Consider the following 15,708-nt stretch of genomic DNA (forward strand, 5'->3'; position numbering starts at 1 on the left):
CGTCAGCCAAGCCGATGCATCAGAAGGCGGCGACTTCCATCGCTGGCCAGCCCCGCGATGGCCGCCCGCCATGGCATCCAGACAGCGGAATGGCATGCCTCGCTTGGATGACCCCGCCGCAATCCCGGTCGACCCAGATAGAGGTGGCACAGTTTTGCGGCATGAAACCCATAGTCGCTCATCCATGTGAAATCGCGGAACACGCCCAGCTTACGGGTCAGGATGGCGGAATATCCCGTCTCCTCCCGCAACTCGCGGATCAGTGCGGGCAGGGGCGATTCGCCGGGATCGATCCCGCCACCGGGCAGTTGCAGTTCGTCGATGTCCGCCGTGACCTGCCGCGTCAGAAGCATCTTTCCGTCGCGGATCAGCACCGCATAGGCTCCCGGACGATGTCGATAGACGGTGCCGGGGCGGGGTGCGCGGCCAAAGCGTGGGATCATGGGGTTGGTCCTGCGGTTGCTGTGCCTATATGTTCCTGTCAATGCCAGTCCCGGACGCGCGGTGAAAGCCGTTTGGGCAATCGAAGGACCTCCGTCATGACTGATGCGACGACCCATATCTGGGATGACACCGTGTTGCCGTTCCAGCTCGACTCTTCCGACATCCGCGGGCGGATCGCCCGTCTTGACGGTGTGCTGGAGGATGTGCTGGCGCAGCATGATTACCCCCCCGCGATCGAGGCGCTTGTGGCGGAAATGGCGCTGCTGACCGCGCTGATCGGGCAGACGATCAAGCTGCGCTGGAAGCTGTCGTTGCAGGTGCGTGGCGATGGTCCGGCGCGCCTGCTGGCGACCGATTACTATGGCCCCACCGATGACGGTCAGCCTGCCCGCATCCGCGCCTACGCCAGTTTCGACCGCGATCGGCTGGACGAGATGACTGCGGCAAACGTCCGGCCATTTGATCTGGTCGGCAGCGGATATTTCGCCATCCTGATCGATCAGGGTCCCGATATGGCCCCCTACCAGGGGATTACTCCGCTGTCGGGCGGGTCGCTGTCTGCCTGCGCCGAGACCTATTTTGCGCAGTCCGAACAGATTCCCACGCGGTTCGTACTGGCCTATGGCCGGTCCAGCACGCCGGGCCAGCCCGAGACGTGGCGGGCCGGTGGCATAATGCTGCAACACATGCCCAAGGCCAGCCCCTTCGCCACCGGCGAGGGCGGTTCAGGCGAGGGCGGACTGTTGACCGCTGCCGATATTCTGGATGACGACGCTGGCGAAAACTGGTCGCGTGCAAACATCCTGCTGGACACTACCGATGAGTTGGAGCTGATCGGTCCAACGCTCGCACCCACCGATCTGTTGGTGCGGCTGTTTCACGATGAAGGTCCGCGCGTTTTCGAAAGCCAGCCGATCCGCTTTGGATGCAGTTGTTCTGCCGACAAGGTTCGGCAATCGCTTTCGATCTATTCGGCCAAGGACATCACGCATATGACGACCGACGACGGGCGCGTGACTGCCGATTGTCAGTTCTGCGGCGCACATTATGAATTCGACCCGCAGACGCTGGGCTTCGAGGCCACGAAATCGGCCGATGACGCCTGATGCCCTGATTGCCGCGCTGGCCCGCAACGGCGGCGCGTCGTCGGACTTTGACCTGAACCCGGACGTAATCCTGCCGGGCGGTCGCATCCTGCGGGACGCGGCCGTTCTGGTGCCCTTCGTCGAAACGCCCAAGGGGCTTCGCCTGATGCTCACCAAGCGCAGCTCCAGTCTGCGCCATCACCCCGGTCAGATTTCCTTTCCCGGCGGCAAGATGGAGGCGGGAGAGACCCCCGAACAGGCCGCGTTGCGCGAAGCCAGCGAGGAGATCGGCCTGCCCGAAAGCCACACCCGCATTCTGGGCCGACTGCCCAGCCACGAGACAGTGACCGGCTTCACCGTCACGCCGGTGCTGGCCCGGATCATGGCGTTCGATCCGATACCCGAACCGGGGGAAGTGGCCGAAGTCTTTACCGTGCCTCCGTCCCATGTTCTGAACCCCGCCAGTTTCGTCATCGAGCAACGGCGCTGGCGAGGGGAGTGGCGCAGGTATTATGCCGTGCCCTATGGTCCTTATTACATCTGGGGCGCGACGGCCCGGATTCTGCGGGGGCTGGCAGACCGGATGGGGGCGGAAGAAACGAATGCGGATAACCGATGACTGGCTGACGGCCTCGCGTGCGCAGGCGGTGTTCACTGCGCTGAACGATGCAGGGTATCGGGCACTGGCAGTGGGAGGCTGCGTGCGAAATGCGCTTTTGGGTGTGCCTGTCTCGGATATCGACCTTGCAACGAATGCCACACCAGACCGGGTGATGGACGTGGCCGAGGCGGTCGGGTTCAAGGTGGTTCCGACCGGTATCGATCACGGGACGGTCACGGTCATTTCGGACGGCACCCCGTATGAGATTACGACGTTCCGCCGCGATATCGATACCGACGGACGCTATGCGACGGTCGCATTCTCCGACGATGTGACTGAGGATGCGGCGCGGCGCGATTTCACGATGAACGCGCTCTATGCCGATGCGTCGGGTGTCATCGTGGACCCCTTGGGTGGTCTGGACGACCTGCGCGCGCGTCATGTCCGGTTCATCGGCGACCCGGTGGCGCGCATCACCGAAGATTATCTGCGTATCCTGCGGTTCTTCCGCTTTACGGCCTGGTACGGTGACCCGGCTCTGGGTCTGGACGCAGACGGGTTGGCAGCCTGCGCCGATCACGCCGAAGGATTGACCCGGCTGAGCCGGGAGCGTGTGGGCCATGAAATTCGCAAGCTGCTGGGCGCACCTGACCCGGCACCTGCCCTCGCTGCGATGGCGCAGACCGGCATCCTGCAACGGGTTTTGCCGGGGGCCGATGCCACCGCGCTTCCCGTGCTGATCCATCTGGAGGCCTCGCCCGGCGACTGGACACGGCGACTGGCGCTTTTGGGCGGCGATACCTCGGGTCTGCGTCTGTCGAAAAAGGAGATGCGGGAGGTGCAAAATCTGACTGATGCCGCGCGCAGCGATATCTCCCCCTTCGCCATGGGGGACATCTATGGCCGGGGTTTGGCGCAGGATGCCATGTTCGTGCAGGCCGCTCTGCTTGGCCAGGACATTGATCCAGCGCTGCTGGCCGAGGCACGGGACGGAGCAAAGGCGGACTTCCCGCTGTCCGCATCCGACCTTATGCCCGGCCTGTCCGGCCCGGCGCTGGGCAGCGCACTGGAGGCGGCCCGCAAGCTGTGGCGGTCCACCAGGGGGCGCGCGACACATGCTGAACTGATTGCGGCGGCCCGTGCGGATCGGAAGCCTTGATCGACCCGCTCTACCTATTTGTCTTTTTCGGCCTGTTCACGCCTGGCCCGAACGTCATCCTGCTGACTGCATCGGGCGCGCGCTTTGGGTTTGGCAGAACCATTCCACACGTTTTGGGCGTGGCAATCGGCGTGGGCATCACTTCTGCACTGACTGCTTTGGGTATCGGCGCGCTCCTGCTGGCGATCCCGGTGCTGAAACTGGCGTTACAGGTCGCAGCCGTGACGTGGATTTTCTGGATGGCGTGGAAGTTGTTCCGGTCACGCGGTGTGACCACCGAAGGTCGCGACCGACCCTTCACATTCGTGGAAGCGGTGCTGTTCCAATGGGTCAACCCTAAGATCTGGATTATCGCGCTGGCAGCTGCATCGGGCTATGCCAGCACCTTGCCCGCGGCGCAGGAGGCGTTGCGCATCGGCGGCGCGTTCAGCGGGATCAACCTGTTCGTCTGCCTGTTCTGGACATTCGCCGGAACCCTCTTGGCCTATCTGCTCCGCACCCCGCTGGCCTGGCGCGTATTTACGACCGTAATGGCTCTGGCGCTTGCCGCTTCGGGATTCATGGTCTTCCTCGCGTGACGGGCTATACTCGCTAGGGCACCCCGAAAGCCCATCCGATGTTCCGCTTCTTCGAAACCCTGGTCGACCCCTATGCGCCGCATATGGAGTCCGACACTCCTCCAGCCCGGCTCTGGCCGTTCCTCAAGGATTATTCGCGCCCCTTCAAACGGGTCTTCGCCGTGACCGCCCTGGTTGCCGTGCTGGTCGCGGTGGTCGAAATCTGGCTGCTGGCCTACATGGGGCGGCTGGTCGACAGCCTGACGGAAAGCGCGCCCGCCACCTTCTTCCGCGACAACGGCATGGAACTGGTCGCCGTTGCGCTGTTCATCCTGATTCTGCGGCCCGCGTTGCAGACGCTCAACACACTGCTCCTGAATAACGCGATCCTGCCGAACTACGGCACATTGATGCGCTGGCGGGCGCACAACCATGTGCTGCGCCAGTCGGTCGGCTGGTTCGAGAATGACTTTGCCGGGCGCATCGCCAACCGCATCATGCAGGCTCCTCCGGCTGCGGGCGAGGCGGTGTTTCAGGTGTTCGACGCGATCGCTTTTGCTCTGGCCTATTTCATTGGTGCGGGCATCTTGCTGTTCGACGCCGACCCGCGGCTGGTGATCCCTCTGCTGATCTGGTTCGCGTTGTATGCGGTTCTGGTGCGCTGGACGGTCCGGCGTGTCGGCCCCGCATCCAAGGCCAGCAGCGATGCGCGGTCGATGACGACGGGCCGGGTGGTCGATGCCTATACCAACATCCATTCCGTGAAACTATTCGCACACGAAGGCGAGGAGCTGGCCTATGCCAAGTCCGCCATCGAGACGACACGCGCCACCTTCGCGCGCGAAATGCGGATCTTCACCATCATGGACGTGTCGCTGGTCACGCTGAACGGTCTTCTTATCGTGGGCGTCGTCGGCTGGGGGATCAGTCTCTGGGTCGGGGGCACGGCTTCGGTCGGCGTGATCGCTGCGGCCACCGCACTGGTGCTACGCCTGAACGCGATGACCGGCTGGATCATGTGGGCACTGACCTCTTTCTTCCGCAGCCTCGGCGTCGTCGAGGAGGGCATGGAAACCATCGCGCAACCGATCCACTTGCGCGATTCGCAGGGGGCCGTGCCGCTGGACTTGACGGATGGTGCCATTGGCTTCCACCGCGTCACGCATCATTACGGCGGCGGCAAGGGCGGCGTGACCGACCTGACGCTTCATATCCGTCCGGGCGAAAAGGTCGGATTGATCGGGCGATCGGGCGCGGGCAAATCTACCTTGGTCAAGCTGTTGCTGCGATTCTACGACCCCGAAGCCGGGACGATCACCATCGACGGTCAGGACCTGCGCGATGTTACGCAATCCAGCCTGCGGCACGCTATCGGCATGGTGCAGCAGGACAGCTCGCTTCTGCATCGGTCGGTTGCCGACAACATCCGCTATGGCCGCGCCAATGCGACCGACGCGCAGGTCGAGGCGGCGGCCCGTAAGGCGCAGGCGCATGAGTTCATCCTTGATCTTGCCGATCCCGAGGGGCGAACGGGTTATGATGCGCATGTCGGCGAACGGGGCGTGAAGCTGTCCGGCGGGCAACGGCAGCGGATCGCGCTGGCCCGCGTAATCCTCAAAGACGCGCCGGTTCTGGTTCTGGACGAAGCGACGAGCGCACTCGACAGCGAGGTCGAGGCCGCGATTCAGGACACGCTCTATGGCATGATGGAAGGCAAGACGGTGATCGCCATCGCACACCGTCTGTCGACCATCGCCGCGATGGACCGCATTCTGGTAATCGACGACGGACGCATCATAGAAGAGGATACGCACGACAAGCTGCTGGCTGCCGGCGGGCTGTATTCGCAATTCTGGGCACGCCAGTCGGGCGGTTTCATCGACACGCGAGAGGCCGCGGAATGACTGTCATTCAGCGTCTGTCCCATCTGTTCGATCCTTTCCTGCACGCCGATGGTCCGCCACCGCAGACGTTGGCCGCGTTTATTCGCTGGGGTCTGTCGGGGTCCTGGGGCGTAATGGGGTGGGCCTTTGCAATCAGCGCCGCAGCCGGAGTGTCCGAGGTCATCACCGCTTTCCTGTTGGGTGCCGTGATCGACAGCGCCATGACCGGGCCGGAGGGATATTTCGTCCGCAACGCCGCATTGCTTGGAGGGTTCGCGGCGTTCTACATCATCCTGCGTCCGCTGTTGTTCGGCAGTTCGGCTGCGATGAACGGTATCGCCGTCACGCCGAATATTTACCCTCTGGTCCAGTCGCGTCTGCACCGCTGGACACTGGGCCAGGCGGTCACCTTCTTCGACAACGATTTTGCAGGCCGCATCGCCACCAAGCAGATGCAGACGGCACGTGCCGTCACATCGGTGGCGAACGAGTTCATCAACGTCATCGCCTTTGCACTGGCGTCGATGGTCGGTTCGGCGATCCTGCTGATTTCCATCGACTGGCGTGTGGCGCTGGCTCTGACGATCTGGCTTGGTATCTATTTCGCGCTGATCCGATGGTTCATGCCGCGCATTCGCGGGCGGTCCAAGGCCCGCGCGGCGGCGCGTGCGATGGTCACCGGGCAGGTGGTGGATACGATCACCAACATCAAAACCGTGAAACTGTTCGGCCATGGCGATCACGAGGATCGCACCGCGCTCGATGCGATGGAACGCCTGCGGCTGCGCGCGGTCGAGTTCGGGCATGTTTCGACCGCCTTTCGTTTCGCCCTGATGGCGATCGCGGGTCTGCTGCCCGTATTGCTGATCGGCGGAACGGTTCTTTTGTGGCAGTCGGGCACCGCCACGCCGGGTGACATCGGCGCGGCGGGGGCCATCGCCATCCGGATTGCACAGATGACAGGCTGGGTCAGCTTCACGCTTATGTCGATGTATGCCGACGTGGGCGAGATCGAGGACGGGATGAATACGCTGACGCCGCGCTGGACCCTGCGCGACGGAGACGCCGCGCTGGAGGTTGACCGTGCGGAAGGGCGCATCGCATTCGAAGGCGTAACCTTCAGCTATGGACGAGAGGGTGGCGGACTTGTCGACCTGACCCTGACGCTTGAGCGGGGCGAAAAGCTGGGCGTGGTCGGGGCATCGGGCGCAGGCAAGTCGACGCTCGTGGCCTTGTTGCTGCGGCTTTATGACCCGGAATCCGGACATATCACGCTGGATGGGCGCGACATCCGCGACATTACCCAAGACAGTCTGCGACGGCAGATCGGGATGGTCACGCAGGAAACGGCGATGTTCAACCGGACTGCGCGCGACAACATTCTGTACGGTCGCCCCGATGCGACGCAGGCCGAGGTCGAAGACGCCGCGCGACGGGCCGAGGCGCATGAGTTCATTACCGGCCTGCGCGATCACAAAGGAAACACCGGGTACGATGCGTATCTGGGCGAACGCGGCGTCAAACTGTCGGGAGGGCAGCGCCAGCGGATTGCCCTGGCCCGTGCCATCCTGAAAGACGCGCCGGTTCTGGTTCTGGACGAAGCCACCAGCGCACTCGACAGCGAAGCCGAGGCTGCGATCCAGACCGCCTTGGACCGCGTGATGGAGGACAAGACCGTGATCGCCATTGCCCATCGCCTGTCCACCATCGCCCGCATGGATCGCATCGTCGTGCTGGAGGCCGGGCAAATCGTCGAGGCCGGAACCCACAGTGAGTTGCTGGCTGCAAAAGGCACTTATGCCCGCTATTGGGATCGTCAGTCCGGTGGCTTCATCGGGGTGGAGGACCTTGCGGCGGAGTGACATGAGACAGATGTGCCCCGCTTCGTTTCGCGAAAGACCCGACATGACGTTTTCCATCACCCGCCTTGGCCATCATGGCGACGGCATCGCGTCCGGTCCCGTTGGCCCGGTGTTCGCCGCACGCACCCTGCCGGGCGAGGTTATCGAGGGTGAAGTTACCGGCGACCGGATCATCGCCCCGAAAATCGTCACACCCTCGACCGATCGCGTTACCGCGCCCTGTCCGCATTATCGTCGCTGCGGAGGATGTTCGCTTCAGCACGCATCGGACGCGTTCGTTGAAGGGTGGAAAGCCGGGCTGGTGCGCGACACACTGGCACGGGTCGGGATCGACGCCAGGATTACCGGGGTCCAGACATCGCCGCCGAACAGCCGTCGCCGCGCTGCGCTGTCGGGGCGGCGCACCAAGAAGGGCGCACAGGTCGGGTTTCACGTGGCGGGGGGCACCGACATCGTCGAGGGGCCCGACTGTCGGTTGCTGCACCCCGATCTGATCGCCGCGCTGCCAGCGCTGGATCAGATTACCCGGCTAGCCGCGACGCGCGGGAGCGAGGTTACGTTGCACGTCACGCAGACCGCCACCGGTATCGACCTGTCGGTGGAGCAGGCGAAACCGTTTGACCGCGATGTCATGCTTGCCCTCGCGCCATTGGCCATGGCCTTCGCGCGGATCACCTGGAATGGCGAGACGGCGCTGCAACAGACCCCTCCTGTCGTGACGTTGGGCGCGGCTCGCGTGATGCTGCCGCCGGGGGCCTTCCTGCAGGCCACAGCCGAGGGAGAAGCAGCACTGGTCAATGCCGTGAACGAAAGCCTTGCGGGTGCGCAAAGTGTCGTCGACCTGTTCGCGGGCTGCGGCACATTCACGTTTCCGATTGCAAAAATGGCACCGGTCCATGCTATCGAGGGCGACCGTGCACTGATCGAGGCACTGGCCCACGGTGCACGACACGCGACCGGATTGAAGGCGGTTACCGCGCAGGTGCGTGATCTGTTCCGTAATCCTTTGCTGTCAGAGGAATTGTCGCGCTACGACGCGGCGGTCATTGACCCGCCTCGCGCCGGGGCCGAAGCTCAGGTGGCGCAGCTTGCCGTCTCTGATCTGACGACGATCGCATTCGTCAGCTGCAATCCGGGCACGTTCGCGCGGGATGCCGCGATATTGGTGGGGGCCGGTTGGCGGATGGGACCGGTCACCGTGGTAGACCAGTTCCGCTGGTCGCCGCATGTCGAACTGGTGACCCGGTTCGATCGCGGCTGAAGCGACTGCGCCAGGCCAGGATCTCTCAGACTGGCCTGCCCTTGCGCCGGGGGCGCAGACGATCCGGAAAAAACCTGGCCGTCGTCCAGGAGATCAGTTTGACGTCCAGCCAGAAGCTGCGGTGCCGGTGATACAAAAGGTCGAGTCTGGCCTTTCTGGGAATGCAAATGCCAATATAGACGGCCTCGGTCTGGGTCGGCGTGGTCGTGCGGGCCAGATGGCGATCCTCGTGCGGGGCAAAGATCAGGCTGGCCAAACCGGTGACACCGGGACGGGAGGCCAGGATCCGCGCATACAGATCCGGAAACATCTCGACATAGCGGCGCAGGGGCGGGCGCGGTCCGACGAAACTGATATCTCCACGCAGGATGTTCCAGAGTTGCGGCAATTCATCCAGCCGCCGCTGCCGCAGGGCCTTGCCATAATCCGTAACCCGTGCCGCCTTGTCCCCGCCGGTGACGCCGCTATCGGACGGCACTGGCTGCATGGTGCGATATTTCCAAAGAACGAAGCTTTCGGTCGTGGTCTTCATTCGTTCCGACCCGTGGAAAATCGGACGCCCCTGTCTGCGCCAGACATTCCACGTCACCATCACGAAAACCGGTGCGAGAAACGCCATCAGATACAGCGAAAACAGGATATCGAAGAGACGTTTGCCGGGCGTCATGCGGCCAGACCGCGCCATTCGGCGACGATACGCTCCGGGCTTGCACAACCTTCGGGCAAATCCACAAACCTGCGCAATACCCGCACGTCCAGCGAGACTTTCGCTATGGCATCCACGCCCGCCGGTATACCGAGCCATTGCCGATCTGCAGCACGAAGCAGGTCTGCCATGTCGACAGGGTCCGGGGCCGAGACGTTCAATACCGGAGGCAAAGGGGATGGACAGGCGAACAACCGTGACAGGATCGCAGCCAGAGAGACAGGGCCAAGATAGCTGCGACAAGGGGTGCGACCGTTCGCGAAGACGTCGAGGCTGGGTGTGCACCCATTCAGCTGTCCGAGCAAGGCATCCGCCCCGGCGACATTCCCCAACCGCAAACAGGTGACTTGCGGGCCATCGGGATGGCGTTCCGTCCATTCGGCAGCAGCGGCCTCCATCCGGGCCTTTGCCGCGCCATAGGAGCCAATGGGCGTTGGCGTGCGATCTTCGCTCAGGCGGCCCTTTGCGCGGCCATAGACCGCGGCGGAGGACATCAGGAAAACGCGATCCAGATTTTCGTCACGGGCAGCATCCAGCGCTCCGATGGCGAGTGTGACGTTACTGTCGATGGCCGCCGCATCCCCACAGGTCACCCCGGCCAGCGCCAACAGGGTTCGCCGTCCGTGCAGCATGTCCGGTAATGGTTCGTCCGACCGCGCGAGCCAAGCAATGCCATCGGCCCCACCATTCGACCAAATGCCGCGCAACAGGGTCCCGATCCGTCCGGTTGCGCCTGTAACGGCCAAGCCGTCCAGACCTGTTGACAAAGGGTCGGGCATCATGATCGTCCTGCCAATCCTCGGTTTTTTCGAAGCCTAGTCAGCAAATCATAAAATCTGGTTAACCGCGTCTGTCCCGTCAGGCGCGGCGTTCCAGAACGTCGACCCCTAAAACCGACAGCACACGGCGTTCGATATCGCCTGAATTCAGCCCAGCGTCGGCATACATCTGGTGCGGGCCGGCCTGATCAATAAAGGCATCCGGCAGGACCATCGACCGGAAGCGCAGGCCTGTGTCGAACACGGCGTTTTCGGCCAGCAATTGCGCGACGTGACTGCCGAAACCCCCGACGGCGCCTTCCTCAATGGTGATCAGCGCCTCGTGGTCCCGGGCCAGTTGCAGGATCAGTTCGCGGTCCAATGGTTTGGCGAAACGGGCATCCGCGACGGTCGGCGTAATGCCCCGCGCCATCAGTTTTTCGCGCGCAGCCTCCACTTCGGCCAGACGCGCGCCGAAGGACAGGATCGCAACGCGGGAGCCTTCGTGGATCATCCGTCCCTTGCCGATCTCCAATGGTGCGCCCCGTTCGGGCAGGTCGCAGCCGACGCCTTCGCCGCGCGGGAAGCGGAACGCGATCGGGCCGTCGTCATGGGCCGCGGCGGTCGCCACCATATGCCGCAACTCGGCTTCGTCGGCGGCGGCCATGACGACCATGCCCGGAAGGTTGGACAGATAGGCGATGTCGAAGCTTCCGGCATGGGTCGCACCATCTGCCCCGACCAGACCGGCCCGGTCGATGGCGAAACGCACCGGCAGACGTTGCAGGGCGACGTCGTGGACGATCTGGTCATAACCCCGTTGCAGGAATGTCGAGTAGATCGTGCAGAACGGCTTCATCCCCGATGCGGCCAGACCCGCACAGAATGTCACACCATGCTGTTCAGCGATGCCCACATCGAAGCAACGCGACGAAAAGCGTTCCGCGAAGAGGTTCAGCCCGGTGCCATCCGGCATCGCCGCCGTGACCGCGACGATGCGATCGTCGTCAGCGGCTTCCTGCATCAGGCTTTCGGCAAAGACCTTGGTATAGCTGGGCGCGTTGGACGGGGCCTTGGACTGCGCCCCGGTCGTCACATTGAACCGGGCGGTCGCATGACCTCCGTCGCTTGCGTGTTCGGCGGGGCGGAAGCCCTTGCCCTTCTTGGTGATCGCATGGATCAGGATCGGCCCCGTCGCACGTGTCTTGACGGCACGCAGCACCCCCAGCAACGTCTCCATATCGTGCCCGTCGATAGGTCCGACATAGCTGAAGCCCAGTTCTTCGAACAATGTGCCGCCGACGGTCATGCCCTTGAGCATCTCTTTCGCCCGGCGCGCGCCTTCCTGGAGGGGGCCTGGCAGGAATCCGACGGCACCCTTGGCAGCGGCCTTCAGGTCCTGGAACGGATTTCCCGCATAGAGCCGCGACAGATAGGACGACATCGCGCCCACCGGCGGTGCAATCGACATTTCGTTGTCGTTCAGGATCACGATCAGGCGCTTCTTCAGATGTCCGGCGTGGTTCAGCGCCTCGAATGCCATACCGCCGGTCAACGCGCCGTCGCCTATCACCGCGATGGCGTCGCCATTGCCCGGTGCCCCCAAGTCACGTCCGACGGCAAATCCCAACGCCGCCGAGATCGAGGTCGAGGCATGGGCCGCCCCGAACGGGTCGTAAGGCGATTCCGTGCGTTTGGTGAAGCCGGACAGGCCATCCTTCTGGCGCAGCGTATTCATCTGACTGCGGCGCCCGGTCAGGATTTTGTGCGGGTAACATTGATGCGAGACGTCCCAGATCAATTTGTCGCGGGGCGTGTCGAAGACAGCGTGTAATGCCACGGTCAGTTCGACTACACCCAGCCCGGCCCCCAGATGACCGCCGGTTCGGGATACCGCGTGTATCGTCTCGGACCGAAGTTCGTCGGCGACCTGTCGCAAGTCGCGGTCCGACAGATTGCGCAAGTCAGCGGGCTCGGCGATCCGGTCAAGAAGCGGTGTTTCGGGGGCAGGAGTTTCGGTCATGGCGTCGGCCTCACTTGTCGCGGGTCACGACATAGCGCGCGACCGCGGCAAGGGTATCAGCGCGATCACCGAAGGGCAAAAGGCTGCCTTGTGCAGTTTTAACAAGATTATCGGCACGGGTACGGGCCGCCTCAGCTCCCATTAGCGATACAAATGTTGCCTTGCCGGCGCCCGCATCCTTGCCGACGGCCTTGCCCACGATTTCTGCGTCGCCTTCGACGTCGAGCAAGTCATCGGCGATCTGGAACGCCAGCCCCAGATCAGCGGCATAAGCCAGCAGGGGCGCGGGATTGGCCTGCGCCAGCAAGGCACCGGCGCGACACGGCCATTCCAGCAGACATCCGGTTTTCAGACGCTGCAATTCGATGATCTGATCCAGTGACAGGGCCGTCGCCGCCGTTTCCGCCGCGATATCCAGCGCCTGTCCCCGCACCATGCCCGCCGCGCCTGCGTTCCGGGCCAGTGTCAGCACCAGATCGGCGCGAACGCCGGCGTCGTCATGGGTTGCGGCATCCGCCAGCCATTCGAAAGCTGCGGACTGCAACGCATCCCCGGCCAGAACCGCCGTCGCATCGTCCCATCTGCGGTGGACGGTGGGGTGACCGCGCCGCATGTCGTCGTCATCCATGCAGGGCAGGTCGTCGTGGATCAGGGAATAGGCGTGAACCGCCTCGATCGCCGCCGCCACCCGCAAGGCACGGGGACGGGGCACGTCGAACAGAGCCGAGGTCTCCAGCGCCAGAAACCCGCGCAGACGTTTCCCGCCGGTACAGGCATAGCGCATTGCGTCGCCCACCGGCCCGTCGAAAGCGGCCAGCAAATCGGTCAATGTGTTTTGAATGTCGTCCTGGGCCGTGCGCAGCCGGTCTTGGAAAGTCACATTCCCTCGGCCGGGGTGGTGCCGGTCGGCTGTCCCTTCGCATCGAGGGTTATCTGCGCGACCTTCTCCTCGGCGTCCTTCAGCTTGGCATCGCAATGCGCCTTCAGGGCCGCGCCGCGTTCATAAAGCCTGATGGAATTTTCCAGCGGCACGTCGCCGCTGTCCAATTGGTTCACGACTTTTTCCAGCTCGGCCAAGGCCGTCTCGAAACTCATGTCCCTGATGTCATCAGCCATTTCCCCGCCTCCGCAGAACGTCCACATGGGCCGCGACCGAAGTCGCCAGCGCGTCGAGGTCATAGCCGCCTTCGAGGCATGACACCAGACGACCTTCGGCATGGCGATCCGCCAGATCGCACAGCTGTTCGGTGATCCAGGCGAAATCACCCTCGTCCCATTCCAACTGCGCCAGCGGGTCTTCACGGTGAGCGTCGAATCCGGCCGAGACGATGACCATTTCGGGCGCGAAGGCGTCCAATCGGTCAAGGGCAGGTTTCATCCGGGCTCGAAGCACGCTGCCGTCGCTGCCCGGTGGCAAGGGGACGTTGATGACGTTGTCATGCGCGCCCCTGTCCCCGACCTCGCCAGTTCCGGGCCAGAGCGGTGACTGGTGGGAGGAGACGAATAGCGTTCGCGGCTCGTCCCACAACAAATCCTGCGTGCCATTGCCGTGGTGGACGTCGAAATCGACCACTGCCACCCGGTCAAGTCCATGCACATCCAAAGCATGTTTGGCGGCGATGGCGACGGTGCCGAACAGGCAGAACCCCATCGGCTTGGCCGTTTCGGCATGATGTCCGGGTGGGCGCATGGCGACGAAGGCGTTCGCGTGTTCGCCGCCGATCACCGCGTCCACCGCGCGGATCGCGGCCCCCGCAGCCAGACGCGCAGCGCGGATCGTGCCGGGCGACAGATAGGTGTCAGGGTCAAGTTGCGCCCAGCCTTCGGCGGGCGAGGCGGTCGTCAGCGCATCGACATAATCCTGCGGATGACAGCGGGTCAGATCTGCGTCCGATGCTTCCGACGGTTTCTCGCGCGCCAGAACCATGTCGTCCATTGCACGGCGAACGGCCTGAAGTCGCCTCACCTGTTCGGGGTGGCCGGGCGGATTTTCGTGCGCGTCGGCATCGGGATGGGTCATCAGCAGGGTCATTGGAAGGTCGTTTTCCTTTTGGCGAAAGTATCCCAGGGGGTCTGGGGCTTGACCCCCGGCCACCGCTCAGTCGGGTGCAAGCATGTAACCTTCGCCTCGCACCGTCTGAAGATATCGCGGCTGCTTCGGATCCTGTTCCAACTTGCGGCGAAGGCGGGTGATCTGTACGTCGACCGCGCGTTCGCCCGACGCCTCGCCGTCACGGCCCAGCCTGTCGACCAGCGTGGCGCGGCTGACCGCCTGATGCGGGGTCGCAGCGAGGACACGCATCAACGTCGTCTCGGTTGCGGTCAGGCGCACAGGGTCCTGTCCGCGGAACAATTCGCCGCGGTCCAGATCGTAGCGCGCAGAGCCGAGGTGCAGCGTCTTTGGCATGGCGCCGCCCGAGGCAGGAACACGTCGCAGGATCGCCTTGAGCCGCAGCAGAAGCTCTTTCGGTTCGAACGGTTTGGACAGGTAATCGTCGGCCCCGGCCTCCAGCCCGGTGATCCGGTCCGATGTTTCGCCCTTGGCCGTCAGCAGCAGGATCGGCATGTCCCGCGTCTCGCGGATTTCCGCACAGAGCACGAAGCCATTGTCGCCCGGCATCATCACGTCGAGGATAGCCAGATCGAAATCCAGACCCGCCAGCAGACGCCGCGCATGATCCGCATCGCGGGCTGCGGTGATCAGATAGCCGTTGCGCATCAGGAACTTCTGCAAGAGCCCCCGGATTCGTTCGTCGTCATCCACCAGCAGGACATGAGCCTGATGGCCCGGCAGGGCATCTTCGGTCATCTGTCGCCTTCCTTCGCAACCGCGAAATGGCGGCGCAGTTCCGGGTCCATCATATGCTCAAGGACCTCGCGAAATCCAGCGACGGCAGTCGGGCCCGCTTCTCGGAAGGCGGCGCGCATGCGGGCGCGCTGCGCATCCGACAGCTCCCGCTCCAGCGCATCGCCGCGTTCAGTCAGGTAAAGGTGTCGTTCGCGGCGGTCGCGTTGACCCACGCGGCTGTCGACCAGCCCATCCTCGACCAGGGTTCGCAGGACGCGGTTCAGCGATTGTTTGGTCACGCCCAGGATCGCCAGCAGGTTGTTGACGGTGGTTCCGGGGCTGCGATGGATGAAGTGGATCGCGCGGTGATGGGCACGGCCATAGTTCATTTCGGCCAGAATACGGTCCGGGTCGGCGGTGAAGCCGCGATAGGCGAAGAACATCGCCTCGATTGCGCGACGCAGCTGTTCATCGGTAAGAAACAGAAGATTGTCGCTGTGTCCCTGGGCCATTTTCCCCCCTTGTGCTGGCTGAAACTACGTCAGTCTTGTTGACATTCCAAGACGGGATTGTTAGCGACG

At 63.6% G+C, this 15,708-nt stretch carries 16 protein-coding genes; 7 read left to right on the plus strand and 9 right to left on the minus strand.

Annotated elements, in window-relative coordinates; translation table 11 throughout:
• Positions 1-2 precede the first annotated feature (2 nt).
• Complete coding sequence (locus tag AC13C2_RS17100; RefSeq protein ID WP_092759079.1) at positions 3-443, minus strand: NUDIX domain-containing protein; 441 nt, start codon at positions 441-443, stop codon at positions 3-5.
• Between the two features lie 96 nt (positions 444-539).
• Here AC13C2_RS17100 and hslO point away from each other — a divergent pair, with 96 nt between their 5' ends.
• From hslO to AC13C2_RS17135, 7 genes are read left to right on the plus strand one after another with little or no spacing between them, the layout of a single operon-like run.
• Positions 540-1,550: an Hsp33 family molecular chaperone HslO gene (gene hslO, locus AC13C2_RS17105; RefSeq protein ID WP_482887562.1), complete on the plus strand. Its 1,011-nt coding sequence runs from the start codon at positions 540-542 to the stop codon at positions 1,548-1,550.
• Entirely contained in the window at positions 1,540-2,148 is a 609-nt protein-coding gene (locus AC13C2_RS17110) for an NUDIX hydrolase (protein ID WP_092759075.1), read from the plus strand. Before hslO ends, AC13C2_RS17110 begins: the two co-directional genes overlap by 11 nt.
• Positions 2,132-3,289 carry a CCA tRNA nucleotidyltransferase gene (locus AC13C2_RS17115; RefSeq protein ID WP_482887563.1) on the plus strand — a complete coding sequence of 386 codons (1,158 nt, stop codon included), beginning with the start codon at positions 2,132-2,134 and terminating at the stop codon, positions 3,287-3,289. Before AC13C2_RS17110 ends, AC13C2_RS17115 begins: the two co-directional genes overlap by 17 nt.
• Positions 3,286-3,867: a LysE family translocator gene (locus AC13C2_RS17120; protein WP_482887564.1), complete on the plus strand. Its 582-nt coding sequence runs from the start codon at positions 3,286-3,288 to the stop codon at positions 3,865-3,867. The genes AC13C2_RS17115 and AC13C2_RS17120 overlap by 4 nt, the downstream gene beginning before the upstream one ends.
• 38 nt (positions 3,868-3,905) lie before the next feature.
• Complete coding sequence (locus AC13C2_RS17125; protein WP_482887565.1) at positions 3,906-5,750, plus strand: ABC transporter ATP-binding protein; 1,845 nt, start codon at positions 3,906-3,908, stop codon at positions 5,748-5,750.
• The gene (locus AC13C2_RS17130) at positions 5,747-7,591 is read left to right on the plus strand and encodes an ABC transporter ATP-binding protein (RefSeq protein WP_482887566.1); all 1,845 of its coding nucleotides are present in this window, start codon (positions 5,747-5,749) and stop codon (positions 7,589-7,591) included. Before AC13C2_RS17125 ends, AC13C2_RS17130 begins: the two co-directional genes overlap by 4 nt.
• 43 nt (positions 7,592-7,634) lie before the next feature.
• Positions 7,635-8,852 carry a class I SAM-dependent RNA methyltransferase gene (locus tag AC13C2_RS17135; RefSeq protein ID WP_482887567.1) on the plus strand — a complete coding sequence of 406 codons (1,218 nt, stop codon included), beginning with the start codon at positions 7,635-7,637 and terminating at the stop codon, positions 8,850-8,852.
• 25 nt (positions 8,853-8,877) lie between these two features.
• Here the strand turns inward: AC13C2_RS17135 and AC13C2_RS17140 are convergent, their stop codons facing one another.
• From AC13C2_RS17140 to AC13C2_RS17175, 8 genes are all read right to left on the minus strand, one after another.
• Positions 8,878-9,519 (minus strand): sugar transferase, encoded by a 642-nt coding sequence (locus AC13C2_RS17140; protein ID WP_092761058.1) that lies wholly within the window; start codon positions 9,517-9,519, stop codon positions 8,878-8,880.
• A complete protein-coding gene (locus AC13C2_RS17145) occupies positions 9,516-10,337 on the minus strand; it encodes an NAD-dependent epimerase/dehydratase family protein (RefSeq protein ID WP_482887568.1) in 822 nt (273 codons plus the stop codon). Before AC13C2_RS17145 ends, AC13C2_RS17140 begins: the two co-directional genes overlap by 4 nt.
• A 79-nt stretch (positions 10,338-10,416) precedes the next feature.
• Positions 10,417-12,339: a 1-deoxy-D-xylulose-5-phosphate synthase gene (dxs, locus tag AC13C2_RS17150; RefSeq protein ID WP_482887569.1), complete on the minus strand. Its 1,923-nt coding sequence runs from the start codon at positions 12,337-12,339 to the stop codon at positions 10,417-10,419.
• Between the two features lie 10 nt (positions 12,340-12,349).
• Positions 12,350-13,219 (minus strand): polyprenyl synthetase family protein, encoded by an 870-nt coding sequence (locus tag AC13C2_RS17155; RefSeq protein WP_424337707.1) that lies wholly within the window; start codon positions 13,217-13,219, stop codon positions 12,350-12,352.
• Positions 13,216-13,455, minus strand: coding sequence for an exodeoxyribonuclease VII small subunit (locus AC13C2_RS17160; RefSeq protein ID WP_092759059.1), 240 nt, complete (start codon positions 13,453-13,455; stop codon positions 13,216-13,218). Before AC13C2_RS17160 ends, AC13C2_RS17155 begins: the two co-directional genes overlap by 4 nt.
• A complete protein-coding gene (locus AC13C2_RS17165) occupies positions 13,448-14,371 on the minus strand; it encodes a histone deacetylase family protein (protein WP_482887570.1) in 924 nt (307 codons plus the stop codon). Before AC13C2_RS17165 ends, AC13C2_RS17160 begins: the two co-directional genes overlap by 8 nt.
• Positions 14,372-14,437: 66 nt before the next feature.
• Positions 14,438-15,148, minus strand: coding sequence for a response regulator (locus AC13C2_RS17170; RefSeq protein WP_092759055.1), 711 nt, complete (start codon positions 15,146-15,148; stop codon positions 14,438-14,440).
• On the minus strand, positions 15,145-15,639 hold the full coding sequence (locus AC13C2_RS17175) for a MarR family winged helix-turn-helix transcriptional regulator (protein WP_092759053.1): 495 nt from the start codon (positions 15,637-15,639) through the stop codon (positions 15,145-15,147). The genes AC13C2_RS17170 and AC13C2_RS17175 overlap by 4 nt, the downstream gene beginning before the upstream one ends.
• Positions 15,640-15,708 lie beyond the last annotated feature (69 nt).

Source organism: Jannaschia sp. L-14R, assembly GCF_056857695.1.

Coding starts and splice junctions, on each gene's coding strand:
- AC13C2_RS17100 (WP_092759079.1), bottom strand. CDS start 443: ATGATCCCACGCTTTGGCCGCGCACCCCGCCCCGGCACCGTCTATCGA.
- hslO (WP_482887562.1), top strand. CDS start 540: ATGACTGATGCGACGACCCATATCTGGGATGACACCGTGTTGCCGTTC.
- AC13C2_RS17110 (WP_092759075.1), top strand. CDS start 1,540: ATGACGCCTGATGCCCTGATTGCCGCGCTGGCCCGCAACGGCGGCGCG.
- AC13C2_RS17115 (WP_482887563.1), top strand. CDS start 2,132: ATGCGGATAACCGATGACTGGCTGACGGCCTCGCGTGCGCAGGCGGTG.
- AC13C2_RS17125 (WP_482887565.1), top strand. CDS start 3,906: ATGTTCCGCTTCTTCGAAACCCTGGTCGACCCCTATGCGCCGCATATG.
- AC13C2_RS17130 (WP_482887566.1), top strand. CDS start 5,747: ATGACTGTCATTCAGCGTCTGTCCCATCTGTTCGATCCTTTCCTGCAC.
- AC13C2_RS17135 (WP_482887567.1), top strand. CDS start 7,635: ATGACGTTTTCCATCACCCGCCTTGGCCATCATGGCGACGGCATCGCG.
- AC13C2_RS17140 (WP_092761058.1), bottom strand. CDS start 9,519: ATGACGCCCGGCAAACGTCTCTTCGATATCCTGTTTTCGCTGTATCTG.
- AC13C2_RS17145 (WP_482887568.1), bottom strand. CDS start 10,337: ATGCCCGACCCTTTGTCAACAGGTCTGGACGGCTTGGCCGTTACAGGC.
- dxs (WP_482887569.1), bottom strand. CDS start 12,339: ATGACCGAAACTCCTGCCCCCGAAACACCGCTTCTTGACCGGATCGCC.
- AC13C2_RS17160 (WP_092759059.1), bottom strand. CDS start 13,455: ATGGCTGATGACATCAGGGACATGAGTTTCGAGACGGCCTTGGCCGAG.
- AC13C2_RS17165 (WP_482887570.1), bottom strand. CDS start 14,371: ATGACCCTGCTGATGACCCATCCCGATGCCGACGCGCACGAAAATCCG.
- AC13C2_RS17170 (WP_092759055.1), bottom strand. CDS start 15,148: ATGACCGAAGATGCCCTGCCGGGCCATCAGGCTCATGTCCTGCTGGTG.
- AC13C2_RS17175 (WP_092759053.1), bottom strand. CDS start 15,639: ATGGCCCAGGGACACAGCGACAATCTTCTGTTTCTTACCGATGAACAG.